The sequence below is a fragment of the Pseudomonas sp. TE6288 genome, assembly GCF_054062095.1.
The window spans coordinates 34,565-61,215 of sequence record NZ_JBSSEW010000015.1 but is presented as its reverse complement, the minus strand read 5'-3'; the positions used below and the strand labels follow the sequence as shown (position 1 = coordinate 61,215).

The following is a 26,651-nucleotide window of genomic DNA, read 5'->3' as shown; positions in this document are numbered from 1 at the left end:
TTCGTGAGCGAGCCATGCCTCAGGACATTCCCAGCACTTCACTGCACGACACCCCGCCATCGTCTCGGCGCAAGACCCTCGCCGCCGCCAGCCTCGCCCATGGCGTGCATGATGGCCTGACCGATGTCATCTACGTGTTGCTGCCCCTCTGGCAGGTCGCTTTCGGCCTCAGCTACGCCCAGGTCGGGCTGCTGCGCGGCGCCTACGCCGGCATGATGGCGGGTTTTCAGTTGTTGGCCAGCAAAGGTGCCCGGCGCTGGGGCCGCGAGGCCCTGTTGATCCGGGGCACGACGCTGGCCGGGCTGGCCTACCTGATGGCCGCCCAGGCGAGCGACCTGAGCCTTCTGCTGATCGCCCTGATGCTCGCCGGCCTCGGCGCCAGCACCCAGCACCCGCTGGCCAGCGCGCTGGTCGCTGATGCATACGAAGGTGGCGGCAAGGTGAAGCAGGCCCTGGCCCAGTACAATTTCGCCGGAGATATCGGCAAGGCGCTGATCCCGGGCCTGGTCGGCCTGGTGCTGGTGTATGTGTCATGGCAGACCAACGCCACCGCGCTTGGACTGCTAGGCCTGGGGGCGGCAACGGCGCTGTGGTGGCTATTGCGTCAGGCGCCACTCGCAGGGCGATCAACGCGCAAGGCCATAGCCCAAGACCGGGTTGGCTCAAGGTCGGGGCTGGCGGCGCTGATCGCCACCGGCACCCTCGACAGTGGCGTGCGCATGGGTTTTCTGACCTTCCTGCCGTTCCTGCTGCAGAGCAAGGGCGCGACGACCGCGCAAATAGGCCTGGCCCTGACATTGCTGTTCATTGGCGGCGCCTTCGGCAAGCTGTTCTGCGGCTACCTGGGCGCCCGGCTGGGGCCGGTGCGCACCGTGATCTGTACCGAGCTGCTGACCGCCGGGCTGATCCTGGTGGCACTGCTGTTGCCCTACCTGCCGTTGATGCTGGTGATGCCTCTGATCGGCGTGGCACTCAACGGCACCTCGTCGGTGCTGACCGGGCTGGTGCCGGACTTCGCCGGCAGCGAGCAGCGCGAGCGGGTGTTCGCCTGCTTCTATACCGGCACGGTCGGCGGCGGCGCGCTGGCGCCGGTGCTGATCGGCGCGATATCCGACCACACTGGGGTGGAACAGGGATTGATGGCGCTGGCAGGCATGCTGCTGCTGACCCTACCGTTATGCCTGGTCGTGCACACTGGCCTGCCGCACCGGCAATGATCCTCAGGCCGCTCCCGGCAGCCTCGCGCGCTGGCCGCCCAAGCGGCTCAACCAGACCGACGCCAGGATCACCGTACCACCAATGGCCAAGCGCCCGAGCGGTTCGTCCTGGTTCCAGATCAGCAGGTTGAGCAGCAAGCCCACCGGGACATGCAGGTTGTTCATCACCGCCAGGGTGGCGCCGGAGACCAGGCAGGCGCCCTTGTTCCACCAGTACAACCCCAGCGCCGTCGGGCACAGGCCGAGGAACAACAGCACCAGCCACTGGGTGTCGGTGCTCGGCAGGTGCTGGGTATTGCCGAACAGCAGGAAGGCCGGCAATACCACCAGCAACGCGCCCAGGTAGAAATAGCCGAACCGGCGGTAGTGCGGCAGGTCGCTGGGGTGGCGGGCCACCAGATGGCGGTACAGCACCTGCCCGGCGGCGTAGGTGAAGTTGGCCAGCTGCAGTAGCAGGAAACCGATGAAGAACTCGCCGGTAACCGTGTCGAAACGGATCACCGCCGCGCCGGCCACTGCCACCAGGGCGGCGAGCAGCGCCCAGGGGTTGAAGCGGCGGTTCAGGGCATCCTCGATCAAGGTCACATGCAACGGGGTGAGGATGGTGAACAGCAGTACCTCCGGCACCGTCAGCACGCGGAAGCTGAGGTACAGGCAGACATAGGTGATGCCGTACTGCAGCGCGCCGATCAGCAGCATCGAGCGCATGAAGCGTGGTTCGACCTGGCGCCAGCGGGTCAGTGGCAGGAACACCAGGCCGGCCAGGACAACGCGGGCCAGCACGGCGAAATAGCTGTCGACATGGCCGGCCAGGTATTCGCCGATCAGGTTGAAGGAGTACGCCTGGATCAGCGCGACGATTATCAGGTAGCCCATGGTTGGCCCTCGTGGATCAAGGCGGGGACCTTAGCGGGTTGGGCCTGGGCAGTTCAACCATGGGGATTGTGGGGCTGCTGCGCAGCCCATCGCCGGCAAGCCGGCTCCCACACCGACCGCACAATTCTCAAGGACTGCGCTGTATCCATGAGCTGGCTTGTCGGCGATCAGGCCGGCACAGGATGCGCACTGTCTGCGAGCAAAAAAAGCCCGGCCATCTCTATGGCCGGGCAGGCACACCCAAAGGAGCAACAAGGTGTCAGGGTTGGGAATTCGTCGCGACTCAGGCCACCGCGGCCAGTCTGGCCTTGGCCTGGTTCAGGCCCTTCTCGTGGAACTCGCCGCTCATGTTCAGGCCCTCGGCATGGATGAAGTCCACATCATGGATACCGATGAAGGCCATCACCTGGCGCAGGTAAGGTTCCTGGTGATCGCTGCTGGCACCGGCATGGATACCGCCGCGGGCGGTCAGCACGATGGCGCGCTTGCCGTTGAGCAGTCCCTGGGGGCCGGTCGGGGTGTACTTGAAGGTGATGCCGGCGCGCAGCACGTGGTCAAGCCAGGCTTTCAGGGTGCTGGGGATGGTGAAGTTGTACATCGGCGCAGCCATCACCAGTACGTCGGCGGCCAGCAATTCGTCGGTCAGCGCGTTGGAGCGCTCAAGTGCCTCACGCTCGGTGGTGCTGCGCTGTTCCTCGGGCTTCATCCAGCCGCCGAGCAAGTTGGCGTCCAGATGCGGCACGGGGTTCACGGCCAGGTCGCGCACCTTGATCTCGTCGGCCGGATGTGCTGCTTGCCATTGCTGGATGAAGTCCTGGGTCAGTTGACGAGAAACGGAATCCTGCTGGCGGGCGCTGCTTTCGATGATCAGAACGTGGGACATGGGTGCCTCCATCGGCGGTAAGGGGTGGCGATTCGATGGAGGTGAGATTAGAGGTTGACCTATCGATAAAAAAGCGTAAAAAGTGGGATCAACCTATCGATTAATCTGTTTTATTCCGCTTTGCAGTCAAGCACGATGCGCAGCCTGATGATCTGCCGGTTGAACTTGGCGGTGACATCCACGCTCCTGCCGGCGGGCACGTTGACCCGGCGCACCCGTGGCGCCTCGGGGCCGTTGCGGAAAATGACCTTGCACGCCGCCGGCACCTGCCCATAGTTGTTGAGGCTGATCGAGCCGATGTCGTAGGCCGTGTCGTAGGCGGTGTAGTCGACCTTGACCCCGGTCAGGTCCTTCTCCACGTCGATCGGGTAAGCCATGGCCCCGAGGGGCAGGCACAACAGCAAAGCCGCACAACATTTCTTCATACGGGCGCTCTCCTTGGGAAGAGCGCAGCTTAGGACAACAGGAGCCCTGGATGAAAGCACCGCGCGTTACCCTGGATCAGTGGCGGACCCTGCAGGCGGTGGTCGACCACGGCGGGTTCGCTCAGGCCGCCGAGGCCCTGCACCGTTCGCAATCGTCGGTGAGCTACACCGTGGCGCGCATGCAGGAACAACTGGGCGTGCCGTTGCTGCGCATCGATGGGCGCAAGGCGGTGCTGACCGAGGCCGGCAGCGTGCTGCTGCGCCGTTCGCGGCAACTGGTCAAGCAGGCCAGCCAGCTGGAAGACCTGGCCCATCACATGGAGCAGGGTTGGGAAGCCGAGGTGCGCCTGGTGGTCGACGCCGCCTACCCCAGCGCCCGCCTGGTGCGCGCCCTGGCAGCGTTCATGCCGCAGAGCCGCGGCTGCCGGGTGCGCCTGCGCGAAGAGGTGCTGTCCGGGGTCGAGGAAGTGCTGCACGAAGGCATCGCCGATCTTGCCATCAGCAGCTTCAACATCGGCGGTTACCTGGGCACCGAACTGAGTCCGGTGGAGTTCATCGCCGTCGCCCACCCCGAGCATGCCCTGCACCGCATGGGCCGCGAAATCACCTTCCAGGACCTGGAAAGCCAGTTGCAGGTGGTGATCCGCGACTCCGGTCGGGCCCAGCCACGTGATGTCGGCTGGCTAGGCGCCGAGCAACGCTGGACGGTAGGCAGCCTGGGCACCGCGGCAACCTTCGTCGGCAGCGGCCTGGGCTTTGCCTGGCTGCCCCGGCACATGATCGAGCGCGAGCTGCGCGAAGGCGTGCTCAAGCCCCTGCCGCTGGATCAGGGTGGCAGCCGCCATCCACTGTTCTACCTTTACTCCAGCAAGGAAAAGACCTTGGGCCCGGCCACGCAGATCCTTATCGAACTGCTGCGGAACTTCGACACCGCGCCGCTGGACGTGCCCTTCGCAGCCCCCCCGCAAGCCTGAGAGGACCGCGCCCATGGCCGTTTTCGAACAGCAAGGATGCCAGTTGCATTACGAGGAACACGGTCAGGGCGAGCCCCTGGTGCTGCTGCACGGGCTGGGTTCGAGCAGCCAGGACTGGGAACTGCAGGTGCCCGAGCTCGCCCGCCAGTACCGGGTGATCCTCATGGACATCCGCGGCCACGGGCAATCGTCCAAGCCACGCGCGGGCTACCTGATAAAGACCTTCAGCGAGGATCTGCTGGCGCTGCTCCGTCACCTGGACACCGGCCCGGTGCACTTCGTCGGCCTGTCCATGGGCGGCATGGTCGGTTTCCAGTTCGCCGTCGACCACCCCGAGTGGCTGCGTAGCCTGTGCATCGTCAACAGCGCCCCCGAGGTCAAGCGCCGCACCCGCAGCGACTGGATCTGGTGGCTCAAGCGCTGGGGCCTGGCGCGCCTGCTCAGCGTCGAGACCGTCGGCAAGGGTCTGGCCGCACGGCTGTTTCCCAAGCCGGAGCAGGCCGAACTGCGGCGCAAGATGGCCGAGCGCTGGGCGCGCAACGACAAGCGTGCGTATCTGAAAAGCTTCGACGCCATCGTCGACTGGGGCGTACAGGAACGCATCGGCCAGATCCGCTGTCCCACCTTGGTGATCGCCGCCGACCACGATTACACACCGATACAACTGAAAGAACGTTACGTCGCCCTGATGCCCAACGCCAGACTGGCGGTCATCGACGATTCGCGGCACGCTACGCCCCTGGACCAACCTGAGGTCTTCAACCAGACCCTGCTGCAGTTCCTCGCAGCCGCTTCCACCTCTCAAGGATCATTGAGCCCATGCTGAAAAAACTTCTGCTCACCGCCTGCTCGGTCGCCTTCGCCACCAGCGTCATGGCCTCCGACAAGACCCCGCACGTTGAGCTGGTCACCAGCTTCGGCAAGATCGAGATCGAGCTGAACGCAGAAAAAGCGCCGATCAGTACCAAGAACTTCCTCCAGTACGTGGACAGCGGCTTCTACAACAACACCATCTTCCACCGTGTGATCCCTGGCTTCATGGTTCAGGGCGGTGGCTTCACCGAGCAGATGGTGCAGAAGCCGACCAAGGATCCGATCCGCAACGAGGCCAGCAACGGTCTGCAGAACACCCGTGGCACCCTGTCCATGGCGCGTACCTCCGACCCGAACTCGGCCACCAGCCAGTTCTTCATCAACGTCGCCGACAACGACTTCCTCAACCCGGGCCGCGACCGTGGCTACGCCGTGTTCGGCAAGGTCACCAAGGGTATGGAGGTGGTCGACCAGATCGTCAACTCGCCGACCACCGTCAAGAAAGGCATGCGTGATGTGCCGGCCGACCCGGTGTACATCAAGTCGGCCAAACGCATCGACTGATCCCGCACCACACAGGGACGTGAGTCGGGTCGAACAGGAGTGTCGTCACCCATGCTGTACCGTCGTTTCGAGCAGTTGATCGACATCTTCCGCGAGGCGCCGAGCGAGGCACCTCCCGGCAAGGTCTGGCCCTTCTATCTCTATTACCTGCGCCAGGTCTGGCCGAGCTTCCTCGCCCTGCTGATCGTCGGGCTGATCGCCTCATTGATCGAGGTGGCGCTGTTCAGCTACCTGAGCCGGATCATCGACCTGGCCCAAGGCACACCCAACGCCAACTTCTTCAGCGAGCACAGTGGCGAGCTGATCTGGATGCTGGTGGTGGTGCTGGTGCTGCGGCCGGTGTTCTTTGGCCTGCACGACCTGCTGGTGCACCAGACCATCAGCCCGGGCATGACCAGCCTGATCCGCTGGCAAAACCACACCTACGTGCTCAAGCAGAGCCTGAACTTCTTCCAGAGCGACTTCGCCGGGCGCATCGCCCAGCGCATCATGCAGACCGGCAACTCCCTGCGTGATTCGGCGGTGCAGGCGGTGGACGCGCTGTGGCACGTGCTGATCTACGCCATCAGCGCACTGGTGCTGTTCGCCGAGGCCGACTGGCGGCTGATGCTGCCGTTGCTGGTGTGGATCGCCTGCTATATCGGCGCGCTGTACTACTTCGTGCCAAGGGTCAAGGAACGCTCGGTGATCTCCTCCGACGCACGCTCCAAACTGATGGGGCGCATCGTCGACGGCTACACCAACATCGCCACCCTCAAGCTGTTCGCCCACACCGACTACGAGCAGCAGTACGCCCGCGAGGCGATCAGTGAGCAGACCGAGAAGACCCAGCTGGCCTCGCGGGTGATCACCAGCATGGACGTGGTCATCACCTCGCTGAACGGCCTGCTGGTGGTCGCAACCACGGGCCTTGCCCTGTGGCTGTGGAGCCAGTCGCTGATCAGCGTCGGCGCCATCGCCCTGGCCACCGGCCTGGTGATCCGCATCGTCAACATGTCCGGCTGGATCATGTGGGTGGTCAACGGCATCTTCGAGAACATCGGCATGGTCCAGGACGGCCTGCAGACCATCGCCCAGCCAGTCACCGTCAGCGACAAGCCCCACGCGCCGGCACTCAAGGTCAGCCGCGGCGCGGTGCGCTTCGACCATGTCGACTTCCACTACGGCAAGGGCGGCAAGGTGATCGACGCCTTGAACCTGGATATCCGCCCCGGCGAGAAGATCGGCCTGATCGGCCCCTCCGGCGCCGGCAAGTCGACCCTGGTCAACCTGCTGCTGCGCCTGTACGACATCGACAGCGGGCGCATCCTCATCGACGGCCAGGATATCGCCGAGGTCAACCAGGCCAGCCTGCGCGCGCAGATCGGCATGATCACCCAGGACACCTCGCTGCTGCACCGCTCGATCCGCGACAACCTGCTGTACGGCCGGCCGGATGCCAGTGACGAGGAAGTCTGGGAGGCTGTGCGCCGGGCACGGGCCGACGAGTTCATCCCGCAGTTGTCCGACGCCCAGGGCCGTACAGGCTTCGATGCCCATGTCGGCGAGCGCGGCGTGAAGCTCTCCGGCGGCCAGCGCCAGCGCATCGCCATCGCCCGGGTGCTGCTGAAGAACGCGCCGATCCTGATCATGGACGAGGCTACCTCGGCGCTGGACTCGGAGGTCGAGGCGGCGATCCAGGAGAGCCTGGAGACGCTGATGCAGGGCAAGACGGTGATCGCCATCGCCCACCGCCTGTCGACCATCGCCCGCATGGACCGGCTGATCGTGCTGGACAAGGGGCATATCGTCGAGAGTGGCAGCCACACCGAGCTATTGGCGCAGCGTGGACTGTATGCGCGATTGTGGCATCACCAGACAGGTGGGTTCGTCGGGGTGGACTGATACAGAAAACGGCATGGGAAAATCGGCGTGGGCTTGCCCCGCGATGGCGTCAGATCAGGCGACACGACAGCTTGATCTGACGCCATCGCGGGGCAAGCCCGCTCCCACGTGCCCCTTGATCTTCATGCCTGGCGATACGGCAGCATCCCGCGCGCCTCTTCGGCATACGCCCTCACCCCCGCCCGCTCCTGCAGCAGAAAATCCTCCACCGCCCGGCGCAATCCCGGATGCAGCAGGTAATGCCACGACCGCGTGATCACCGGCTCGAAGCCGCGAATCAGCTTGTGCTCACCCTGGGCCCCGGCATCGAAACGCTGCAGTCCTTCGCCTATGGCGAAATCCATGCCCTGGTAGAAACAGGTCTCGAAGTGCAGACGGTCGAACTCATCCAGGCACCCCCAGTACCGTCCATACAGGCTGTCACCGCCGATCAGGCTGAGCGCCATGGCCACCTCGCGCCCCTGCTGGCGGGCGATGACCACTCGGATGGCCTCGGGCATGCGCTCGGCGATCAGGCTGAAGAATTCACGGGTAAGGTAGGGCGCGCGCCGGCGCACGGCGTAGGTGTTGGCGTAACACAGGTAGACAAAATCCCACTGCGCCTCGCTCAGCTCGTCGCCCTGATACCAGGCGAAGTCGATCCCCTGCCCCGCCACCTGTTCGCGCTCCTTGCGCATCTGCTTGCGCTTGCGTGAGCTGAGGGTGTCGAGAAAGTCCTGGAAATCCCGATAACCCCGATTGCGCCAATGGAACTGGCAACCCAGGCGTTCCATCCAGCCTGGCAACACGCCGATGGCCTCATCCAGCGCAGTGTCGGTGAAGTTGATATGCGCACCCGACAGCCCGCCCTTGCCCAGGTACTCGGGGATGGCCTGCAACAGCAACAGGCCATCGCTCGGGTCGGTGGCCAACAGGCGTGGGCCGCTCACCGGGCTGAACGGCACGGCACCCAGCAGCTTGGGGTAGTAGGCGATACCTGCGCGCTCGCAGGCATCGGCCCAGCCGTGGTCGAACACGTACTCGCCGAACGAATGCCACTTGCGGTACGCAGGCAGCAGCGCCCGCACCTCACCATCGCGTTCCAGCACCAGGTGTTCGGCGGCCCAGCCAGTGTCGGGCACCACGCTGCCACTGTCCTCCATGGCCGTGAGGAAGGCATGGCGCAGGAACGGTTGGCCGTCGGGCGCCAGCGCGTCCCAGGTGGTCGCCGGCAGGTCGCGCAGGTGGGCAAGGCTGTGGAGGCTGATCACGTTTTCCGACTCGCTGAAAAGAGAGTGCCAGTATTGCCAAGTCGACCGTGACACTCAAATGACGGCCGCTTTACTTAACAACAGTGCCACTGTTTAGACATTATTCTGTCATTCGCCCCCGCAATACTTGCGCCTGTTTTCCGGAACCCCAGAACCTGTCTAGTCAGGCCCTTTCCGAAGACATGCCAACTTGGGGGCGGGCGCTTGAGCCTCCCCACTTTTTCCAACAGGGAGAACCTTATGCGTCTTGTTTCTACACTTACCGGAGTGAGCCTTACCGGCATGATGCTGGCTCTGAGTACTCCGGCCAGTGCTGCTGTCGACGCCAAGCTGCTCGAAATGCTCCGCGCCAATGGCTCGATCAACCAGGCGCAGTACAACGAACTGCAGGGCGACCTGGCAAAGGAAACCAAGGAAAAGGCCGACCAGAAAGCCCAGTCCGAACGCATGAGCTCGTTCGAACAGAAAGTGGCGTGGGCCGCCAAGACCCAGATCAAGGGTGATGTGCGCCTGCGTTACGAAGACGTCAACGTCGACAACCCGATCTCGCGCAGTGGCAACCAGGACCGTGAGCGCGTCCGCGCCCGTGTCGGCTTCTACAGCGAGATCAACCCGCAAGTGGACGCCGGCGTGCGTGTGGCCACCGGCAGCAGCGCCGATGCCCGCTCGACCAACCAAAGCCTGGACAACTACTTCGAGAAGAAATCGCTGTGGGTCGACCTGGCCTACCTCGACTGGCACCCGACCGCCATTCCCAACCTGCACCTGATCGGCGGCAAGATGGCTCAGCCATGGGTGAGCATGGGCGACATCATCTGGGACAGCGATATCAACCCCGAAGGCGTGGCGATCACTTACAAGACCAACCTGGGCGCCACCGAACTGTTCGGTAGTGCCGGCCACTACACCCTCAAGGACAACGTCGACGGCGACGGCGTGCAGTTCAAGCACGACGCACAGCTGTACCACGGCCAGCTGGGTGCCAAGTTCAACGCGGCCGACACCCTCAAGTTCACCGTGGGCGGCAGCATCTACGGCTACGACAACGACAAGGAGTCGACCGTCCTGCGTGCCCTGGGTAACACCACCAACGAGTTCAACCTGGTGGAAGGCTTCGGCCAGGTGGACTTCACCGGCTTTGCCATCCCACTCTCGGCCTATGGCCAGTTCGTCAAGAACACCGAAAGTACCGACGGCAAGGACAAGGCCTGGCTGGCCGGCCTGAAAACCAAGGTCGGCGCCTGGAGCCTGGACTACAACTACCGCGACGTGCAGCGTAACGCGGTGGTCAGCGCCTTCACCGACTCCGACTTCGGCAACGGCTTCACCGGGTCGCGTGGCCACAAGTTCAAGGTCGGCTACGAGATCGACAAGAACTTCTCACTGGGCGCGGCCTACCTGATGGCCAAGACCGACTTCTCCAACCTGCCGAACAGCGATGCTGACGTAGATACGCTGCAGGTGGACCTGGAAGCGAAGTTCTAAGCGCCAGGCTCCTTTGCACCACCCTGAAGCGGGAAATGCTGACCCCATCCAGCATTTCCCGCTTTTTTTGCTCTGTCAGAAATGCTCCGGCCCTATCGCCGGCAAGCTGACTCCCAAGAGAAATATGCACCACTGTGGGAGCCGGCTTGCCGGCGATAGGGCCGGAGCAGGCGAAACGGGTATCAGCGCTTGCGCAGGATCACGCTGCCAATCGAATAACCCGCACCGAACGAGCTCAGCACACCCAGCGCCCCCTTGACCAGGTCATCCTGGTACAGGTGGAAGGCGATCACCGACCCTGCCGAGCTGGTGTTGGCATAACGGTCGAGAATCACCGGCGCCTCTTGCTCGTCCACTTCGCGGCCCAGCAGCTTCTTGACGATCAGGTGGTTCATGCTCAGGTTGGCCTGGTGCAGCCAGAAGCGCTGGACATCGCTCGGCTGCTGGCCGTTTTCATCCAGGTGCTGGCCGATCAGTTCGGCGACCTTCGGGCAGACTTCCTTGAATACCTTGCGGCCTTCCTGCACGAACAGCTTGTCGCGCGAGCCGATACCCTCTTCCGCGGCGCGGTTGAGGAAGCCGAAGTTGTTGCGGATGTTGTTGGAAAACGCGGTCCACAGCTTGGTGCTGACAATATCGAACTGGTGCGCGGAGGTGGCCAGGTCGGCACGCTCGATCAGTACCGCGGTGGCGGCGTCACCGAAAATGAAGTGGCTGTCGCGGTCACGGAAGTTCAAGTGACCGGTGCAGATTTCCGGGCTGACCACCAGCACCGCGCGGGCCTGGCCCAACTGCACGCTGTTGGCTGCCGTCTGGATACCGAAGGTGGCCGACGAGCAGGCGACGTTCATGTCGAAGGCGAAGCCCTCGATACCGAGCGCCTGCTGCACTTCGATGGCAATGGCCGGGTACGGGCGCTGCAGGTTGGAGCAGGCGACAATCACCCCGTCGACATCGGCGGCGGTGCGCCCGGCACGTTCCAGCGCCTGACGCGCAGCGGCAACGCCCATTTCGCAGAGAATCGACTGTTCGTCGTTGGAACGCTCAGGCAGGCGCGGTTTCATGCGCTGCGGGTCGAGGATGCCGGCCTTGTCCATGACGAAGCGGCTCTTGATGCCCGAGGCCTTTTCAATGAAGGCGGCATCGGACAGCGGCGCCGCCTCGACTTCGCCACGCTCGATGGCGGCGGCATTGTCACGGTTGAAGCGCTGTGCCCAGGTGTTGAAGGACTCCACCAGTTCTTCGTTGGAAATGCTCTGGGCCGGGGTATACAGGCCGGTGCCGCTGATGACGACGTTGTGCACGGTCGTTCCTCTGGTCAAAGGCCATCGCCATGCGGCGCAGGCCGGGAAAAGGGCAACATAATGGCACCTTGGTACCAATTCATGGACGAGGGCTGCGCCCTCGATCGCTGGCAAACCAGCTCCCACAGTTCAATACGTCCCCTGTGGGAGCTGGCTTGCCAGCGATGGGCCGCAAAACGACCCAAAATTCCGTCAAGTTTGCCACAAGTTGCAACGGTTAGGCTTCCACCTGACTCCACTGCTTGCTCAGTCGCTTGTCGGAAACCGGCACCTTGGTACCCAATTGCTGGGCAAACAACGACACCCGGTACTCCTCCAGCAGCCAGCGGTACAAGGTCAGTTGCTCATCGCGCTTGCCTTCCTGGGCATGCTTGTCGGCACGGGCCTGGTATTGCGCCCAGCAATTGGCCAGCTCGCCACTCCACACCCGGTCCTTCTGTACCTGCGACCCCAGCTTCTCCAGGCGCAGTTCCACTGCCTTGAGATACCGCGGCAATTCCTTGAACCAGGCCCCCGGCGTCTCGCGCACGAAGCCCGGATACACCAGGTTGGCCAGTTGCTGCTTGATATCGTTGAGCGCCACCGCCTGGCTCAGGTCGATCTTGCCCTTGAAGCGCTTCTGCAAGCCATGCCATAGCTTGAGCACCTCCAAGGTCAGGCGCGCCAGGCGCTCGGCATGCTCGCTCCAATTGCCACGCTTGCGTTCGGCCAGCGAGGCCAGAGCGGCGCCATCACGGGGCAGCGGGTCTTCGCCTTCGAGCACGCAACTGTCGAGACTGGCCAACAGGATATCCTCCACCAGCGCCTCGACCCGGCCCAATTCGCGATACAGCAGGCCCAATTCGGTCAGCCCTGGCAGCTTGCCGCGCAGGAACTTGGCCGGCTCGGCCAGCTGTTGCAGCAACAGGCGCTGCAGGGCACGTCGGTGCTGGAACTCGGCCTCGGCCTGGGTCGAGAACCGCCCCTCGCGCACCGTGCCGTTGTCCTCGACCAGTGCCGGGTACACGGTCATCGACAGCCCGGCGATCTTCTGCTGGGCGGTCTGCGCCACTTGCTCGAAGACCTTGGCCTGTACCGGCTGTTCGGCTTTGTCGTTGCGCGGCAAGGCCAGGGCGGCCTGGCTGGCGGCGGCAAAACGGGCAGTCAGTTCGGCCAGGTCGCGGCCCTCGCCGAGGAACTTGCCCTGGGCATCGACCACTTCGATGTTCATGCGCAGATGGCCCTCGACCAGCCCGGTCGCTTCCGCCCAGGCCTCGTCGGACACCCGCGCCCCGGTCATGCGCAGCAGCTCATGGCCCAGTGCCTGGGGCAACGCGCCCTGGCCGAAGACCATGCGCGACAGTGCCGCCTTGACGAAGTCCGGCACCGGCACGAAGTTCTTGCGCAAGGCCTTGGGCAGGTTGCGCACCAGGGCGATGCACTTGGCCTCGAGCAGGCCCGGCACCAGCCATTCCAGGCGTTCGCCCGGCAGGTTGGGCAGCAACGGCGCCGGCACCCGTACGGTAACGCCGTCACGGGGGTGGTTCGGTTCGAAGTGGTAGCTCAGCGACAGGCGCAGTTCGCCCACCTGCAAGTGATCCGGGTACTGCGCTGCGGTGACCTCGCTGGCCTCGCGGGCCAGTACGTCCTCCTCGCGCATGATCAGCAGGTTGGCGTCCTTCTGGCTGGTCATCCGGTACCAGGCATCGAAGGTCGCGGTCTGGTGGATCTCTGCGGGCAGGCGCGCTTCGTAGAAGGCGTACAGCGTTTCTTCGTCAGCGAGAATGTCGCGCCGGCGGGCCTTGGCCTCCAGTTCGTCGAGCTGCTCCAGCAGGCGCTTGTTGGCCGCCAGGCACTTGGCCCGGGACTGGATCTCGCCGCCGACCAGGCCATCGCGGATGAACAGCTCGCGGGAAGTGACGGGGTCGATCGGACCGAAATGCACCGGGCGGCGTCCGACCAGGATCAACCCGTACAAGGTGATCTGCTCGTAGGCCACCACCTGGCCGCGCTTCTTCTCCCAGTGCGGTTCGAAGTGGTTCTTCTTGATCAGGTGGGTGGCCAGCGGCTCGATCCAGTCCGGCTCGATCTTGGCCACCATGCGCGCATACAGCTTGGTGGTTTCCACCAGTTCGGCGGCCATCACCCACTGCGGCCGCTTGCGGCCAATGCCCGACGACGGGTGAATCCAGAACCGCCGCTGGCGTGCGCCCTGGTAGTCGCCCTCCTCGGTCTTCTGGCCGATCTGGCTGAGCAGGCCGCTGAGAATCGCCTTGTGCATGCGCTGGTAGTCGCAGGCATCCTTGTTCACCGTCAATTGCAGGTCGCGACAGATCAGCGCCAGCTGGCGGTGGGCGTCGCGCCACTCGCGCAGGCGCAAGTAGTTGAGGAAGTTCTTGCGGCACCAGTTGCGCAGCGGGTTGGCGGTCAGCGCCTGGCGCTGCTCCTCGAAGCCGCGCCACAGGTTGACCAGCGCGGCGAAGTCGGAATCGACATCCTTCCACTGGGCGTGGGCCTGGTCGGCGGCCTGCTGACGCTCCGGGGGACGCTCGCGCGGGTCCTGCACCGACAGTGCGCTGGCGACAATCAGCACTTCCTGCAGGCTGCCCTGACGGGCGCCCTCGAGCAGCATGCGGCCCAACCGTGGATCGATCGGCAGACGCGCCAGCTGGCGGCCCAGCGGCGTCAGCTGGTTCTCGCGATTGACCGCCGACAGCTCCTGCAACAGGTTGAAGCCGTCACTGATGGCCTTGCCATCCGGCGGCTCGATGAACGGGAAGGCGTCGATGGCGCCGAGACGTAGGTGCAGCATCTGCAGGATCACCGCCGCCAGGTTGGTGCGCAGGATCTCCGGATCGGTGAACGCCGGCCGGCCGTTGAAATCGTCCTCGCTGTACAGACGGATGCAGATGCCCGGCTCGACCCGGCCGCAGCGCCCTTTACGCTGGTTGGCGCTGGCCTGGGACACCGCCTCAATGGGCAGGCGCTGGACCTTTGCGCGGTAGCTGTAGCGGCTGATGCGCGCGGTGCCGCTGTCTATCACGTAGCGGATGCCCGGCACGGTCAGCGAGGTTTCGGCGACGTTGGTCGCCAGCACCACGCGCCGGCCGCTGTGGGACTGGAAGATCCGCTGCTGCTCGGCCGGCGACAGCCGCGCATACAGCGGCAAAATCTCGGTGTGGCGCAACTGCGCCTTGCGCAGGATCTCGGCGGCGTCGCGGATCTCGCGCTCGCCGGGCAGGAACACCAGTACATCGCCCGGGCCCTTGCCCTGGCTGCGCTCGTACTGGGCGATCTCGTCGAGGCTGGCGAGGATCGCCTGGTCGACGGAAAGGTCGTCCTCGACCTGGTTGCCCTCCTCATCCTGTTCGCTGGTCAGCGGGCGGTACCAGGTTTCCACAGGGTAGGTACGGCCGGACACCTCGATGATCGGCGCGCCGTCGAAGTGCTTGGAGAAGCGCTCCAGGTCGATAGTCGCCGAGGTGATGATCAGCTTCAGGTCAGGGCGGCGGTGCAGCAAGGTCTTGAGGTAGCCGAGCAGGAAATCGATGTTCAGGCTGCGCTCGTGAGCCTCGTCGACGATGATCGTGTCGTAGCGTTCGAGGAAGCGGTCGTGCTGGGTCTCCGCCAGCAGGATACCGTCGGTCATCAGCTTGACCAGGGTGTTCGAATCGCTCTGGTCCTCGAAGCGCACCTGGTAGCCCACCAGCGCCCCCAACGGCGTGCCCAGCTCCTCGGCGACCCGCGCCGCGACGCTGCGCGCGGCGATTCGCCGAGGCTGGGTGTGGGCGATCAGGCCGTGGCTGCCACGGCCCAACTCCAGGCAGATCTTCGGCAACTGGGTGGTCTTGCCCGAACCTGTCTCGCCGGCGATGACCAACACCTGGTGCTCGGCCAGGGCCTTCTTGATCTCGTCGCGCTTGGCGGCGATGGGCAGGTTGTCGTCGTAGCGAATGCTCGGCACGCTCTGCTGGCGCGCGGTGACCTGGGCGCAGGAGGCCTGGACCTTTTCCACCCACTGCGCGAGCTTGCCCTCGTCGGGGCGCTTGCGCAGTTCGTGCAATTGCCAACGCAGCCGATGGCGGTCGGCGATCATGGCGTGGTCGAGGTTGTTCAGCAGTTGGTCGATGGCGTGGTCTGTCATGGGGCTTTTTAATGATGCAGGCGAGTGCTGCTTTTTCATGATCGGCAGGCGTAAGAGGCGCGATTGTCGCAGATTTGCCCGCGGGATGCTGCCTGTTGCGGCTCTGGCGCAGGTCAAGCCCGACACGGGCCCTGCACGAATGTTTAGCTCCCACCGGAATGAACGTCGCCATTCACTGATTTAATCAACCTTACCGGCCATGTGAGTATCGAGAGATGCTTCCCACCCCGATGATCGCCCGCCCGCTGCCCCACCCTTCGCTGCCGAAGGCCAGGGCCTGTGTCGGAGAAAATCCGCTGGTGCACATCATCCTCGCCTTCTGGGCGCTGTGGCATTGTCGTCACGCGCGCCCACCGGACACTTCGCTTACGCACCCCTGACCCGACCCGGCCACCCTTGGCCGATTGACTCAGCCTGACCGCTCGCCTGCGCGGCGGTCCTGCGTGCCCCAGAGCGAATCCACCATGCACTTTGCCCCCGCAGAGCAAGCCAGGCGTTTCCTGGCCGACAACCCCGATATCGACCTGATCGAACTGTTCATCCTCGACGCCAACGGCGTACCCCGCGGCAAGCTGCTGCACCGCGAGGAACTGCTGGCCGTGTTCGACAGCGGCCGCCCGCTGCCCAGCACCATCCTCGGCCTGACCCTCAACGGCGATGATGTGGAAGACTCCGGTCTGGTCTGGGACGTCGGCGACATCGACTGCCGCGCCTACCCGCTGGATGGCAGCCTGGTGCGCCTGCCCTGGCGCCGGGTGCCGACCGCCGCCGTGCAGGTCAGCATGCACCCCAGCGAAGGCCTGCCGGCCAGCGTCGCCGATCCGCGCCATGTGCTGCTGCGGGTGATCGACGCCCTCAAGGCCGATGGCTTCCACCCGGTGATGGCTTGCGAGCTGGAGTTCTACCTGCTCGACCAGCAGCGCGATAGCCAGGGCCGGCCACAGCCGGCGCTGGACAGCGACGGCGGCCGCCCGCGCGGTACCCAGGTCTATGGCTTGCGCGAGCTGGAGCAGATCGAACCGTTCCTTGCCGATCTGTATGCTGCCTGCAAGGCTCAGGACATCCCTGTGCGCACGGCGATCTCCGAGTACGCCCCGGGGCAGGTGGAAATTACCCTGGAGCACGGCGATGCGCTCCAGGCCATGGACCAGGCCGTGCGCTACAAGCGCCTGGTCAAGGGCATTGCCAATGCCCATGGCATGCAGGCCTGCTTCATGGCCAAGCCGTTCGCGCAACTGGCCGGTACCGGCATGCACATGCACCTGAGCCTGGCGGACGCCGCTGGCAACAACCTGTTCGCCAGCGAAGACAAGGCCGGCACCCCACTGTTGCGCCAGGCGGTGGCCGGCATGCTGCGCCACCTGCGTGAGTCGCTGCTGTTGTTCTGCCCCAACGCCAACTCGTTCCGCCGCTTCCAGGCCAACAGCTATGCCCCGCTGGCGCCGACCTGGGGCGTGGACAACCGCACCGTCAGCCTGCGCGTGCCCGGCGGCCCGGCCAACAGCCGGCATGTGGAGCACCGCATCTGCGGCGCCGACGCCAACCCCTACCTGGCCGCCGCCGCGATACTGGCTGCCACGCACCAGGGCATCCGCGAACAGCTCGATCCCGGCGCGCCAGTCGAAGGCAACGGCTATGCCCAGGCCAGCGAGTACCTGCCCACCGACTGGCTGACTGCCCTGGAAGCCCTGGAGCAGTCGGCCTGGGCCAGGGAGGCGCTGGGCGAGGCCTTCCTCGGCGTGTACCTGAAGGTCAAGCGCGCCGAGTACCGCCAGTTCATGGCCGAAGTCGGCGAGCAGGACTGGCGCTGGTACCTGCATCAGGCCTGACAGACGAACTACAACAAGGAACACCCATGAACGCAGCACTGAACAACAGGCCGGCCCAGCGCGCGCCGTCCTACTACAGCGCCACCCTCAATGACGCGACCGAATACCCCCCACTCAAGGGCACGGTGCAGGTGGACGTGGCGATCATCGGCGGCGGCTTCACCGGCGTGGCCACTGCGGTGGAGCTGGCCGAACGTGGCCTGAAGGTAGCCATCGTCGAGACCAACCGCATCGGCTGGGGCGCCAGCGGGCGCAACGGTGGCCAGGTCACCGGCAGCCTGTCGGGCGACGAGGCCATGCGCACGCAGATGCGCGACCGTCTGGGCGCCGAGGTGGACGACTTCATCTGGCACCTGCGCTGGCGCGGCCACCAGATCATCGAACAGCGCGTCGAACGCTACGGCATCCAGTGCGACCTCAAGCACGGTCACCTGCACGCGGCGATGAAACCTTCGCACATGACCGAACTGCGCGCCTTCGAGGCCGAAGCCCAGCGCCGCGGCATGGGCGACCTGGTGCAGTTGCTCGACCGCGACGCCATGCAACAGCACCTGCAGAGCCCGCTGTACCTCGGCGCGTTGAAGAACCGCCGCAACCTGCACCTGCATCCGCTCAACCTGTGCCTGGGCGAGGCCCGCGCCGCCCATGGCCTCGGCGCGCTGGTGTTCGAGAATTCCGAAGTGCTGGAGATCATCCACGGCCCTCGTCCGGCCGTGGTCACGGCCCAGGGACGGATCGAGGCACGCCAGGTAATGCTGGCCGGCGACGTCTACCACAAACTGGAAAAACGCCAGCTCAAGGGCAAGATCTTCCCGGCCATGGGCGGCATCGTCACCACCGCGCCACTGGGCGACCTGGCCGGCCAGATCAACCCGCAGGACCTGGCGGTGTACGACTGCCGCTTCGTTCTCGACTACTACCGCCTGACCGCCGACAAACGCCTGCTGTTCGGCGGCGGCGCCAACTACTCCGGGCGCGACTCACGAGATATCGAAGGCGAACTGCGTCCGTGCATCGAGCGTACCTTCCCGGCGCTCAAGGGCGTGCCGATCGAATTCCAATGGAGCTGCGCGATGGGCATCGTGGTCAACCGCATCCCGCAACTGGGCAAGCTGTCGGACAACGTCTGGTACTGCCAGGGGTACTCCGGGCACGGCATCGCTACCAGCCACATCATGGGCGAGATCATGGCCGAGGCACTGACGGGGACGCTGGGGAATTTCGATACCTTTGCGGCGTGCAAGCACATCAAGGTGCCGATGGGAGACTTGCTGGGGAATCCGCTGCTGGCGGCGGGGATGTGGTACTACCAGATGCTGGAAAAGTTGCGCTGAGTTTCATATCGCCAACGTGGGAGCGGGCTTGCCCCGCTCCCACGCTTCAATCCCAGAGCAGACTGCGGATCAGGCGATCTTCTTCAGGCCCTGCTTTTTCAGCTCTTCGTCACGCAACTCGCGGCGCAGGATCTTGCCAACGTTGGTAGTCGGCAGCGCATCGCGGAACTCGATGGCCTTGGGCACCTTGTAGCCGGTGACGTTGGCACGCATGTGCTCCATGACCTGTTCCTTGGTAAGCGTCATGCCAGGCTTGACCACGATGAACACCTTGATCACCTCGCCAGACTTCTCGTCCGGGACACCGATGGCCGCGCACTGCAACACACCTGGCAGCGTGGCAAGCACATCTTCGAGCTCGTTGGGGTACACGTTGAAGCCGGACACCAGGATCATGTCCTTCTTGCGATCGACGATGCGCATGTAGCCATCAGGCTGGATCAAGGCAATGTCACCGGTTTTCAACCAGCCATTGCTGTCGATGATCTCGGCGGTGGCATCGTCCCGCTGCCAGTAGCCCTTCATCACCTGCGGCCCCTTGATACACAGCTCGCCCACCTCGCCCAAGGGTAGTTCCTGGCCGTTGTCGTCGATGATCTTGCACAGGGTGGACGGCACCGGGATACCGATGGTGCCCACCTGGTTGGCCGAGGTCGGGTTGACTGCCGCCACCGGGCTGGTCTCGGTCATGCCGTAACCTTCGCAGATGGCACAACCAGTCACCGCCTTCCAGCGCTCGGCCACGCTCATCTGCAGCGCCATGCCACCGGACAGGGTGATCTTCAGCGCCGAGAAATCGAGGTTGCGGAAAGTCTCGTTGTTGCACAGGGCGACAAACAGCGTGTTGAGGCCGATGAAGCCGCTGAACTTCCACTTGCCCAGTTCCTTGACCATCGCCGGCAGGTCACGCGGGTTGCTGATCAGCACGTTGTGGTTGCCGATCAGCATCATGGCCATGCAATGGAAGGTAAAGGCGTAGATGTGGTACAGCGGCAGCGGAGTGATGAGGATCTCGCAACCTTCGTGCAGGTTCGAGCCCATCAGCGCACGGCACTGCAGCATGTTGGCCACCAGGTTGCGATGGGTGAGCATCGCGCCCTTGGCCACGCCGGTGGTACCGCCGGTGTACTGCAGCACGGCGACGTCGCCGGGCTGCGGGTTGGCCTCGGTGACCGCGCCGCCCTTGCCCAGCGCCAGCGCGTCGTTGAAGCGCACCGCGCCCGGCAGGTGGTAGGCCGGCACCATTTTCTTCACGTACTTGATGACGCTGTTGATCAGCAGGCGCTTGAGTGGTGGCAACAGGTCGGCCACTTCGGTGACAATGACATGCTTGACCTGGGTCTTGGGCACCACCTTTTCCGCCAGGTGCGCCATGTTGGCCAGGCACACCAACGCCTTGGCGCCGGAGTCGTTGAACTGGTGCTCCAGCTCCCGCGCAGTGTACAGCGGGTTGGTGTTGACCACGATCAGCCCGGCACGCATGGCGCCGAAGACGGCGACAGGGTACTGCAGGACATTGGGCAACTGGACCGCGATGCGGTCACCCGGCTTCAGGTCGGTATGCTGCTGCAGCCAGGCGGCGAAGGCACCGGACAACGTGTACAGCTCGCCGTAGGTGATGGTCTTGCCCAGGTTGCTAAAGGCAGGTTTGTCGGCAAAGCGTTGGCAGGATTGCTTGAGTACCGCCTGGATATTGGGGAATTCGTCAGGATTGATGTCCGCCGTGACCCCGGCTGGGTACTTATCCTTCCAAAAATGTTCGATCATGGAAGCCCGCTCCTTCAGCAACAGCGAATTCGGTACGCGTCGATGCGCTTATTATTGATATGAGAGGACGGCTCATTGCAAACCGGATCCTCTGAAAGCGCGCCGAGAGTAACAGCTTTGCAAGGGGTCGCCTAGAGGCCGGAATGGGCCGACAGGTCACAAAAATGACTCAATGAACAATACAGGTCATTTTTAGAGTAATTATACAAAATATCGCGAAAGCGCCTGAAAACCTCGATCTAGATAGGTTTTACAGGCGCTGGCTTGCCCCTTGATGGCATCTTGTCTGGCAATGGCCTTGATCCAGGCTCACGCGATCATGGGACAAACCCGCTCCTGCTATCAGGCAATATCACGCAGTTCCCGACGCAGGATCTTGCCCACCGGGGTCATCGGCAGCGAATCGCGCAGCACGATGTGCTTGGGCACCTTGTAACCGGTGAAATTGCTCTTGCAGAACGCCTTGAGCTCATCGACGCTCACCCCGCCCGCACGCGGCACCACGAACAGCTTCACCGCTTCGCCGGTGCGCTCGTCCGGCACGCCGATCACCGCGCAGCTGGCCACCTGCGGATGGCCCATCACCACGTCCTCGATCTCGTTGGGATACACGTTGAAGCCCGAGACGATGATCATGTCTTTCTTGCGGTCGACGATCCGCGTGTAGCCGTCCGGGTCGATGATCGCGATGTCGCCGGTCTTCAGCCAGCCTTCGCTGTCCAGCACCTGGGCGGTAGCCTCCGGCTGCTGCCAATAGCCCTTCATCACCTGCGGCCCCTTGATGCACAACTCGCCACGCTCGCCCAATGGTTGTTCGTGACCGTCATCGTCGATCACCTTGAACCCCGTGCCAGGCACCGGGATCCCCACCGTTCCCAGGCGCGCCAGCTGGCCATAGGGGTTGGTGCTGGCCGCTGGCGAGGTCTCGGTCAGGCCGTAGCCTTCGACGATGCGGCAACCCGTGAGCGCCTCCCAGCGCTCGGCGGTGGCCTTGACCAGCGCGGTGCCGCCGGAATTGGTGATCTTCAGCGCGGAGAAATCCAGCGACTTGAACCCCGGGTTGTCCATCAGCGCGACGAACAGGGTATTCAGGCCTACCAGCGCCGAGAACCGCCACTTGCCCAGTTCCTTGATGAACCCCGGAATGTCGCGGGGGTTGGTGATCAGCACGTTGTGATTGCCGGTTACCATCATGCACATGCAGTTCGCGGTAAAGGCATAGATGTGGTACAGCGGCAGCGGCGCGATCATCACCTCCTGCCCTTGCTTGATCAGCGGCTGGCCATCGGGCCCGTGCTGGCCGAAACAGGCCAGGACCTGAAGCATGTTGGCCACCAGGTTGCCATGGGTGAGCATGGCCCCCTTCGCCAGGCCCGTGGTCCCGCCGGTGTACTGCAGCACCGCGACATCGTCGAGCGTCTGCGCCACTGGTTGGTGGTTGAGCCGTTGCCCCTGGCGCAGGACGTGCTTGAACGAGACCGCCTGAGGCAGCCGATAGGCGGGGACCATCTTCTTCAGCTTGTCGACCACGGTGTTGATCAGCCAACCCTTGGCCGCCGGTAGCAAGTCGCCCATCTTCGCTTCGATCAGGTACTCGATGCCGGTGTCGGGCAGCACCTCCTGCACGCGCTTGCCGAACATGTTCAGGTACACCAGCGCGCGGGCGCCGGAGTCCTTGAACTGATGGCGCATCTCGCGCTCGGTGTACAACGGGTTGGTGTTGACCACCACCAGCCCGGCGCGCAAGGCGCCGAACACAGCGATCGGGTATTGCAGGACGTTGGGCATCTGCACCGCGATGCGGTCGCCCGGCGCCAGGTCGGTGTGCTGCTGCAACCAGGCGGCGAAAGCCGCCGAGTAGCGTTCGAGGTCCGCGTAGCTCAGGGTGACGCCAAGGTTGCTATATGCCGGCCGGTCGGCGAAGCGCTTGCAGGAGCGTTCGAAAACGTCGACGACTGACGTATAGGCATTCATGTCAATGGTGGAAGGCACGCCCGCCGGGCGCTTGTCGTTCCAGAAATCGGCTTGCATTTATTGTTGTTCCTCTACCGGGACGTCCCTGACCTGATCGCCTGATGGCAAAAAGGTGTTCAGCCGACGTTAGCAGCTCTGTCGAGGGTGGCAAATACGCCAAGTGCCGCCATTAACATTGTGAATCTCTTTTCTACCCTTCCTGCAATCGAGCGCTTTGCGCATACACTGTTGGCGAACCTTTGCGCGCAAGGACCCGCCATGCCCCATGACGCCTTCTGGCTCCCCGCCAGCGAGCATTGCAGTCTTCATGTTCATCAATGGCTGCCCGCCACGCCGGTCAAGGCCGTGGTGTTGCTGGCCCACGGCATGGCCGAGCATGCCGGGCGCTACCAGCGCCTGGGGCATGCCCTCAACGCTGCCGGCTACGGGCTGCTCGCCCCCGACCTGCGCGGGCATGGCCGTACCGCCGAGCTGGGCAGCCTGGGCCTGTTCGCCCGCCATAATGGCTGGAATGCCGTGGTCAACGACCTGGGCCTGTTGGCCCAGCACGTCGGCCAGCAGTTCCCGGGCACCCCGCTGTTCCTGTTCGGCCACAGCATGGGCAGCTACATCGCCCAGGCCTACCTGCTGCACCACAGCGCCAGCCTGCAAGGTGCAATACTCAGCGGTTCGAACTTCCAGCCAGTGGCACTGTACCGGGCCGCGCGCCTGATCGCCCGCTTCGAAGCCTGGCGCCAGGGCCCCCTGGGCAAGAGCGCGCTGATCGACTGGCTGTCGTTCGGCTCGTTCAACAAGGCCTTCAAACCCAACCGCACGGCGTTCGACTGGCTCAGCCGCGACGCAGGGGAAGTGGACAAGTACATCGCCGACCCGTTGTGCGGCTTCCGTTGCAGCAATCAGCTGTGGCTCGACCTGCTGCAGGGGCTGGCGCAGATCAGCCAGCCCAGGCATCTCGGGCAGATCGACCCAAACCTGCCTATTTTGGTGATCGGCGGCGAATGTGATCCGGTGAGTGCCGGCAAGCGTCTCACCCATCTGGCCGACGCCCTGCGCGCGACCGGCAACCGTCATGTACAGTTGCGCATCTACCCCGGCGCACGCCACGAAGTGCTCAACGAAACCCATAGCGACGAGGTCACCGCCGAGATCATCGGCTGGCTGGACCAGGCGCTGGCCCTTGGCCGCCCTGCCCGCAGTGAATGATCGGCCACCTCGCCCGCACCACAAGGAAGCCTCGATGACCCAGGTCAGCAACACCCCTTACGAAGCCCTCGAAGTCGGCCAGAAAGCTGAGTACAAGAAGTCTGTCGAAGAGCGCGACATCCAGCTGTTCGCCGCCATGTCCGGCGACCACAACCCGGTGCACCTGGACGCCGAGTTCGCCGCCAAGAGCATGTTCCGCGAGCGCATCGCCCATGGCATGTTCAGTGGCGCGCTGATCAGCGCCGCGGTGGCCTGCACCTTGCCTGGCCCGGGCACCATCTACCTGGGCCAGCAGATGAGCTTCCAGAAGCCGGTGAAGATCGGGGACGAATTGACCGTGCGCCTGGAAATTCTCGAGAAGCTGCCCAAGTTCAAGGTGCGCATCGCCACCAATGTGTACAACCAGAACGATGAGCTGGTCGTCAGTGGCGAGGCCGAGATCCTCGCGCCGCGCAAGCAGCAGACGGTCGAGCTGGTCAGCCCGCCGAACTTTGTCGCCAGCTGATTCACCACGCCGGCCATCGCGGGCACGCTGGCGATAGCTCAGCCCAGTTCGCGTAAGCGCCGTTCCATATGCCGCCGTTCCGGCCCCTGGCGGGTAAGCGTCAGCGCTTGCCGCCAGGCATCCCGGGCCTGATCGAGGTTGCCCAGCTGCCGGTGCAGTTCGGCGCGCGCGGCATGGGCCAGGTGATAATCACCCAGCTCGCCCCGCTGCAGGATTGCCTCCACCGCCTGCAACCCCACCTGGGCGCCGTCCCGCCTGGCCAGCGCCGCCGCCCGGTTCAGCTCCACCACCGCTGATGGCCAGTGACGCTGCAGCACATCGTACAGGCCGATGATCTCGTCCCAATCCGTGGCCTCGGCGCTGGGCGCTTCGGCATGCACCGCGGCTATGGCCGCCTGCACGGTATACGGCCCGAGGTCGCGACTGCGCAGTGCCTGCTGGACCAGTTGGCTGCCCTCGTCGATCTGCCCGCGATCCCACAAGCTGCGATCCTGCTCATCCAGCAGCACCAGCTCACCATGGGCATCGCTGCGAGCCCGCTGCCGCGATGCCTGCAGCAGCATCAACGCCAAGAGCCCGTGCACTTCGGCATCGGGCAGCAACTGGGCCACCAGGCGCCCCAGGCGGATCGCCTCATCGGTCAGCTCGCGGGTGGTGACATCTTCGCCCGCCGAGGCCGAATAGCCTTCGTTGAATACCAGGTAGATGACCCGCAGCACGCTTTCCAGGCGCTCGGGCAGCTCGCTCAGCTCCGGCACCTGATAGGGAATCTTCGCATCGCGGATCTTGGCCTTGGCACGCACGATGCGTTGGGCGATGGTGGCCGGGCTTTGCAGGAAGGCACGGGCGATCTGCTCGGTGGTCAGGTCACACACCTCGCGCAGGGTCAACGGCACCTGGGCGTCGGAAGCCAGCGCCGGGTGACAGCAGGTGAAGATCAGCCGCAGTCGGTCATCGGCCAGCAACGTCTGCTCGCCCGGATCGTCCGCTTCGCGTTCGAGCAACATGATCAGGTCGGCCTGGGAGCGGTCGAAGCGGGCACGCCGGCGCAGGGCATCGATGGCCTTGAAGCGGCCGACAGACACCAGCCAAGCCCGCGGGTTGTCCGGGATACCATCACGCTGCCAGCGCTGCACGGCAATGAAGAAGGCATCGTGCATGGCCTCCTCGGCCAGGTCGAAGTCCCCCAGCAGGCGGATGAGGGTCGCCAGGATCCGCCGCGAATCGCGGCGGTAGACAGCCTCCACCTCCTGGCGGACTTGCGCTTCCCCCACCATCAATCGGGCTTTCCCTGCTGACTCATGCGACTTTTCTCCCGTTGCGTCAGGGTTGCAGTTCACGCACCGGCCGAACCTCGACGCTGCCCACCCGGGCTGCCGGGATGCCCTTGGCGATGTTCAGCGCCTCGTTGAGGTCACGGGCGTCGACCAGGTAGAAACCGGCCAGTTGCTCCTTGGTTTCGGCGAACGGGCCATCGGTCAGGCTCATCCGCCCGGCGCGTACACGTACCGTGGTGGCCGTCTGCACAGGCTTGAGCGCCTCGGCGGCGAGCATGCGCCCGCTGCCCTGGATGGATTCGGCGTAGGCCATGCATTCGGCGTCTTCGGGGCTGTCGGGCAGGCTGTTCAACAGCGCTTCATCACAATAGACCAGGCACAGGTATTTCATGATCGTCTCCAGCAGGTCGGCTCGGTGCGGTGGGCGATGAGCGGTATCAGGGCTTGAGGTCGAACAAGGCTTTTTGCGTTTCCATGTCGAACGGCGCCGACCAATGCTCGTGGATCACTTGCCATTGGCCGCCGCTGCGCCGATAGCCGACCGTGGCGCGCATGAAGCCGCACTGGCTTTCGTCGTCGCCCGGGCCACAGCGGTTGAGCCAATGAGCCAGGGCCAGGTCGCCGTCGGCGTATACCTTCAGCTCCGCCAGTTCGAAGACCATCGGCCCCGTGCACATGCCCATGCACATTTCCCAGTGTGCGCGGTAGGCGGCCTTGCCCTTGAACTGCAAGGCCTGGATGGCATCGAAGGCGAGAATGTCGTCGGCATAGGGTGCGACGATACGGTCCACGTCGCGCTCGCGCACGGCCTGCATCCACTGCTCGATCAGTTGACGAAGTTCAGTCTCGGCTGCGCTGTTCATCGGTGCTTCCTCCCAGCGTTCAACAATGATTGGCGCCGGTGCATTCCGGCGCCTTCACCCATGGTCGAACGGGAAAATGGAGAATCGACAACCCGATGAGA

At 64.3% G+C, this 26,651-nt stretch carries 21 protein-coding genes; 10 read left to right on the top strand and 11 right to left on the bottom strand.

Features of this window, described 5'->3' with window-relative positions; genetic code table 11:
- The first annotated feature begins 14 nt into the window (after nucleotides 1-14).
- Nucleotides 15-1,217, top strand: a complete 1,203-nt coding sequence (locus ACVWY1_RS17075) for an MFS transporter (RefSeq protein ID WP_457378539.1) — start codon at nucleotides 15-17, stop codon at nucleotides 1,215-1,217.
- 3 nt (nucleotides 1,218-1,220) lie between these two features.
- On the opposite strand, the gene ACVWY1_RS17070 is transcribed toward ACVWY1_RS17075, so the two are convergent.
- From ACVWY1_RS17070 to ACVWY1_RS17060, 3 genes are all read right to left on the bottom strand, one after another.
- The gene (locus ACVWY1_RS17070; RefSeq protein WP_102684417.1) at nucleotides 1,221-2,093 is read right to left on the bottom strand and encodes a carboxylate/amino acid/amine transporter; all 873 of its coding nucleotides are present in this window, start codon (nucleotides 2,091-2,093) and stop codon (nucleotides 1,221-1,223) included.
- 283 nt (nucleotides 2,094-2,376) lie between these two features.
- Complete coding sequence (locus ACVWY1_RS17065; RefSeq protein ID WP_102684416.1) at nucleotides 2,377-2,976, bottom strand: FMN-dependent NADH-azoreductase; 600 nt, start codon at nucleotides 2,974-2,976, stop codon at nucleotides 2,377-2,379.
- Nucleotides 2,977-3,086: 110 nt separating this feature from the next.
- Nucleotides 3,087-3,401, bottom strand: coding sequence for a 3-phosphoglycerate kinase (locus tag ACVWY1_RS17060; protein ID WP_139672940.1), 315 nt, complete (start codon nucleotides 3,399-3,401; stop codon nucleotides 3,087-3,089).
- Nucleotides 3,402-3,451: 50 nt separating this feature from the next.
- Between ACVWY1_RS17060 and ACVWY1_RS17055 the strand changes: the two genes are divergently transcribed.
- Genes ACVWY1_RS17055 through ACVWY1_RS17040 form a run of 4 tightly spaced genes read left to right on the top strand, consistent with a single transcriptional unit; the run spans nucleotide 3,452 to nucleotide 7,636 of the window.
- Nucleotides 3,452-4,375, top strand: coding sequence for a LysR family transcriptional regulator (locus ACVWY1_RS17055; RefSeq protein WP_028693074.1), 924 nt, complete (start codon nucleotides 3,452-3,454; stop codon nucleotides 4,373-4,375).
- A 13-nt stretch (nucleotides 4,376-4,388) separates the two neighbouring features.
- Complete coding sequence (locus tag ACVWY1_RS17050; RefSeq protein WP_457378538.1) at nucleotides 4,389-5,201, top strand: alpha/beta fold hydrolase; 813 nt, start codon at nucleotides 4,389-4,391, stop codon at nucleotides 5,199-5,201.
- Nucleotides 5,195-5,752 carry a peptidylprolyl isomerase gene (locus ACVWY1_RS17045; RefSeq protein WP_102684413.1) on the top strand — a complete coding sequence of 186 codons (558 nt, stop codon included), beginning with the start codon at nucleotides 5,195-5,197 and terminating at the stop codon, nucleotides 5,750-5,752. The genes ACVWY1_RS17050 and ACVWY1_RS17045 overlap by 7 nt, the downstream gene beginning before the upstream one ends.
- A 51-nt stretch (nucleotides 5,753-5,803) precedes the next feature.
- A complete protein-coding gene (locus ACVWY1_RS17040) occupies nucleotides 5,804-7,636 on the top strand; it encodes an ABC transporter ATP-binding protein (protein WP_139672949.1) in 1,833 nt (610 codons plus the stop codon).
- Between the two features lie 122 nt (nucleotides 7,637-7,758).
- Here ACVWY1_RS17040 and ACVWY1_RS17035 read toward each other — a convergent pair whose 3' ends face one another.
- Complete coding sequence (locus ACVWY1_RS17035) at nucleotides 7,759-8,886, bottom strand: GNAT family N-acetyltransferase (protein ID WP_277503166.1); 1,128 nt, start codon at nucleotides 8,884-8,886, stop codon at nucleotides 7,759-7,761.
- 240 nt (nucleotides 8,887-9,126) lie between these two features.
- Here ACVWY1_RS17035 and ACVWY1_RS17030 point away from each other — a divergent pair, with 240 nt between their 5' ends.
- Nucleotides 9,127-10,371 carry a putative porin gene (locus ACVWY1_RS17030; RefSeq protein WP_102684410.1) on the top strand — a complete coding sequence of 415 codons (1,245 nt, stop codon included), beginning with the start codon at nucleotides 9,127-9,129 and terminating at the stop codon, nucleotides 10,369-10,371.
- A gap of 182 nt (nucleotides 10,372-10,553) precedes the next feature.
- On the opposite strand, the gene ACVWY1_RS17025 is transcribed toward ACVWY1_RS17030, so the two are convergent.
- Entirely contained in the window at nucleotides 10,554-11,675 is a 1,122-nt protein-coding gene (locus ACVWY1_RS17025; protein ID WP_277503165.1) for a beta-ketoacyl-ACP synthase III, read from the bottom strand.
- Between the two features lie 217 nt (nucleotides 11,676-11,892).
- Nucleotides 11,893-15,798 (bottom strand): ATP-dependent RNA helicase HrpA, encoded by a 3,906-nt coding sequence (hrpA, locus tag ACVWY1_RS17020; protein ID WP_457378537.1) that lies wholly within the window; start codon nucleotides 15,796-15,798, stop codon nucleotides 11,893-11,895.
- 464 nt (nucleotides 15,799-16,262) lie between these two features.
- On the opposite strand from hrpA, the gene ACVWY1_RS17015 reads away from it, so the two are divergent.
- Together ACVWY1_RS17015 and ACVWY1_RS17010 are read left to right on the top strand one after the other, a co-directional pair.
- Nucleotides 16,263-17,627 carry a glutamine synthetase family protein gene (locus tag ACVWY1_RS17015; RefSeq protein WP_457378536.1) on the top strand — a complete coding sequence of 455 codons (1,365 nt, stop codon included), beginning with the start codon at nucleotides 16,263-16,265 and terminating at the stop codon, nucleotides 17,625-17,627.
- A gap of 26 nt (nucleotides 17,628-17,653) precedes the next feature.
- The gene (locus ACVWY1_RS17010) at nucleotides 17,654-18,961 is read left to right on the top strand and encodes an NAD(P)/FAD-dependent oxidoreductase (RefSeq protein WP_457378535.1); all 1,308 of its coding nucleotides are present in this window, start codon (nucleotides 17,654-17,656) and stop codon (nucleotides 18,959-18,961) included.
- A 69-nt stretch (nucleotides 18,962-19,030) separates the two neighbouring features.
- Here ACVWY1_RS17010 and fadD1 read toward each other — a convergent pair whose 3' ends face one another.
- Together fadD1 and fadD2 are read right to left on the bottom strand one after the other, a co-directional pair.
- A complete protein-coding gene (fadD1, locus tag ACVWY1_RS17005; RefSeq protein ID WP_102684403.1) occupies nucleotides 19,031-20,728 on the bottom strand; it encodes a long-chain-fatty-acid--CoA ligase FadD1 in 1,698 nt (565 codons plus the stop codon).
- Between the two features lie 342 nt (nucleotides 20,729-21,070).
- Nucleotides 21,071-22,759: a long-chain-fatty-acid--CoA ligase FadD2 gene (fadD2, locus tag ACVWY1_RS17000; RefSeq protein ID WP_102684402.1), complete on the bottom strand. Its 1,689-nt coding sequence runs from the start codon at nucleotides 22,757-22,759 to the stop codon at nucleotides 21,071-21,073.
- A gap of 201 nt (nucleotides 22,760-22,960) precedes the next feature.
- Between fadD2 and ACVWY1_RS16995 the strand changes: the two genes are divergently transcribed.
- Together ACVWY1_RS16995 and ACVWY1_RS16990 are read left to right on the top strand one after the other, a co-directional pair.
- Entirely contained in the window at nucleotides 22,961-23,905 is a 945-nt protein-coding gene (locus ACVWY1_RS16995) for an alpha/beta hydrolase (protein WP_277503161.1), read from the top strand.
- 34 nt (nucleotides 23,906-23,939) lie between these two features.
- Nucleotides 23,940-24,410 (top strand): MaoC family dehydratase, encoded by a 471-nt coding sequence (locus ACVWY1_RS16990; protein WP_277503160.1) that lies wholly within the window; start codon nucleotides 23,940-23,942, stop codon nucleotides 24,408-24,410.
- Between the two features lie 38 nt (nucleotides 24,411-24,448).
- Here ACVWY1_RS16990 and ACVWY1_RS16985 read toward each other — a convergent pair whose 3' ends face one another.
- From ACVWY1_RS16985 to ACVWY1_RS16975, 3 genes are read right to left on the bottom strand one after another with little or no spacing between them, the layout of a single operon-like run.
- Nucleotides 24,449-25,687: an RNA polymerase sigma factor gene (locus tag ACVWY1_RS16985; RefSeq protein WP_277503159.1), complete on the bottom strand. Its 1,239-nt coding sequence runs from the start codon at nucleotides 25,685-25,687 to the stop codon at nucleotides 24,449-24,451.
- Between the two features lie 46 nt (nucleotides 25,688-25,733).
- Complete coding sequence (locus tag ACVWY1_RS16980) at nucleotides 25,734-26,078, bottom strand: YciI family protein (protein ID WP_277503158.1); 345 nt, start codon at nucleotides 26,076-26,078, stop codon at nucleotides 25,734-25,736.
- A gap of 46 nt (nucleotides 26,079-26,124) precedes the next feature.
- Nucleotides 26,125-26,550 carry a YybH family protein gene (locus ACVWY1_RS16975; RefSeq protein ID WP_023631071.1) on the bottom strand — a complete coding sequence of 142 codons (426 nt, stop codon included), beginning with the start codon at nucleotides 26,548-26,550 and terminating at the stop codon, nucleotides 26,125-26,127.
- Nucleotides 26,551-26,651: the final 101 nt, after the last annotated feature.

Bases quoted from the DNA above. Each gene is read 5' to 3' on its own strand.
- ACVWY1_RS16975 (WP_023631071.1), bottom strand. From the start codon at position 26,550: ATGAACAGCGCAGCCGAGACTGAACTTCGTCAACTGATCGAGCAGTGG.
- ACVWY1_RS17010 (WP_457378535.1), top strand. From the start codon at position 17,654: ATGAACGCAGCACTGAACAACAGGCCGGCCCAGCGCGCGCCGTCCTAC.
- fadD1 (WP_102684403.1), bottom strand. From the start codon at position 20,728: ATGATCGAACATTTTTGGAAGGATAAGTACCCAGCCGGGGTCACGGCG.
- ACVWY1_RS17045 (WP_102684413.1), top strand. From the start codon at position 5,195: ATGCTGAAAAAACTTCTGCTCACCGCCTGCTCGGTCGCCTTCGCCACC.
- ACVWY1_RS16985 (WP_277503159.1), bottom strand. From the start codon at position 25,687: ATGGTGGGGGAAGCGCAAGTCCGCCAGGAGGTGGAGGCTGTCTACCGC.
- ACVWY1_RS17050 (WP_457378538.1), top strand. From the start codon at position 4,389: ATGGCCGTTTTCGAACAGCAAGGATGCCAGTTGCATTACGAGGAACAC.
- ACVWY1_RS16990 (WP_277503160.1), top strand. From the start codon at position 23,940: ATGACCCAGGTCAGCAACACCCCTTACGAAGCCCTCGAAGTCGGCCAG.
- ACVWY1_RS17065 (WP_102684416.1), bottom strand. From the start codon at position 2,976: ATGTCCCACGTTCTGATCATCGAAAGCAGCGCCCGCCAGCAGGATTCC.
- ACVWY1_RS17070 (WP_102684417.1), bottom strand. From the start codon at position 2,093: ATGGGCTACCTGATAATCGTCGCGCTGATCCAGGCGTACTCCTTCAAC.
- ACVWY1_RS16995 (WP_277503161.1), top strand. From the start codon at position 22,961: ATGCCCCATGACGCCTTCTGGCTCCCCGCCAGCGAGCATTGCAGTCTT.
- ACVWY1_RS17075 (WP_457378539.1), top strand. From the start codon at position 15: ATGCCTCAGGACATTCCCAGCACTTCACTGCACGACACCCCGCCATCG.
- hrpA (WP_457378537.1), bottom strand. From the start codon at position 15,798: ATGACAGACCACGCCATCGACCAACTGCTGAACAACCTCGACCACGCC.
- fadD2 (WP_102684402.1), bottom strand. From the start codon at position 22,759: ATGCAAGCCGATTTCTGGAACGACAAGCGCCCGGCGGGCGTGCCTTCC.
- ACVWY1_RS17055 (WP_028693074.1), top strand. From the start codon at position 3,452: ATGAAAGCACCGCGCGTTACCCTGGATCAGTGGCGGACCCTGCAGGCG.
- ACVWY1_RS17060 (WP_139672940.1), bottom strand. From the start codon at position 3,401: ATGAAGAAATGTTGTGCGGCTTTGCTGTTGTGCCTGCCCCTCGGGGCC.
- ACVWY1_RS16980 (WP_277503158.1), bottom strand. From the start codon at position 26,078: ATGAAATACCTGTGCCTGGTCTATTGTGATGAAGCGCTGTTGAACAGC.
- ACVWY1_RS17040 (WP_139672949.1), top strand. From the start codon at position 5,804: ATGCTGTACCGTCGTTTCGAGCAGTTGATCGACATCTTCCGCGAGGCG.
- ACVWY1_RS17030 (WP_102684410.1), top strand. From the start codon at position 9,127: ATGCGTCTTGTTTCTACACTTACCGGAGTGAGCCTTACCGGCATGATG.
- ACVWY1_RS17015 (WP_457378536.1), top strand. From the start codon at position 16,263: ATGCACTTTGCCCCCGCAGAGCAAGCCAGGCGTTTCCTGGCCGACAAC.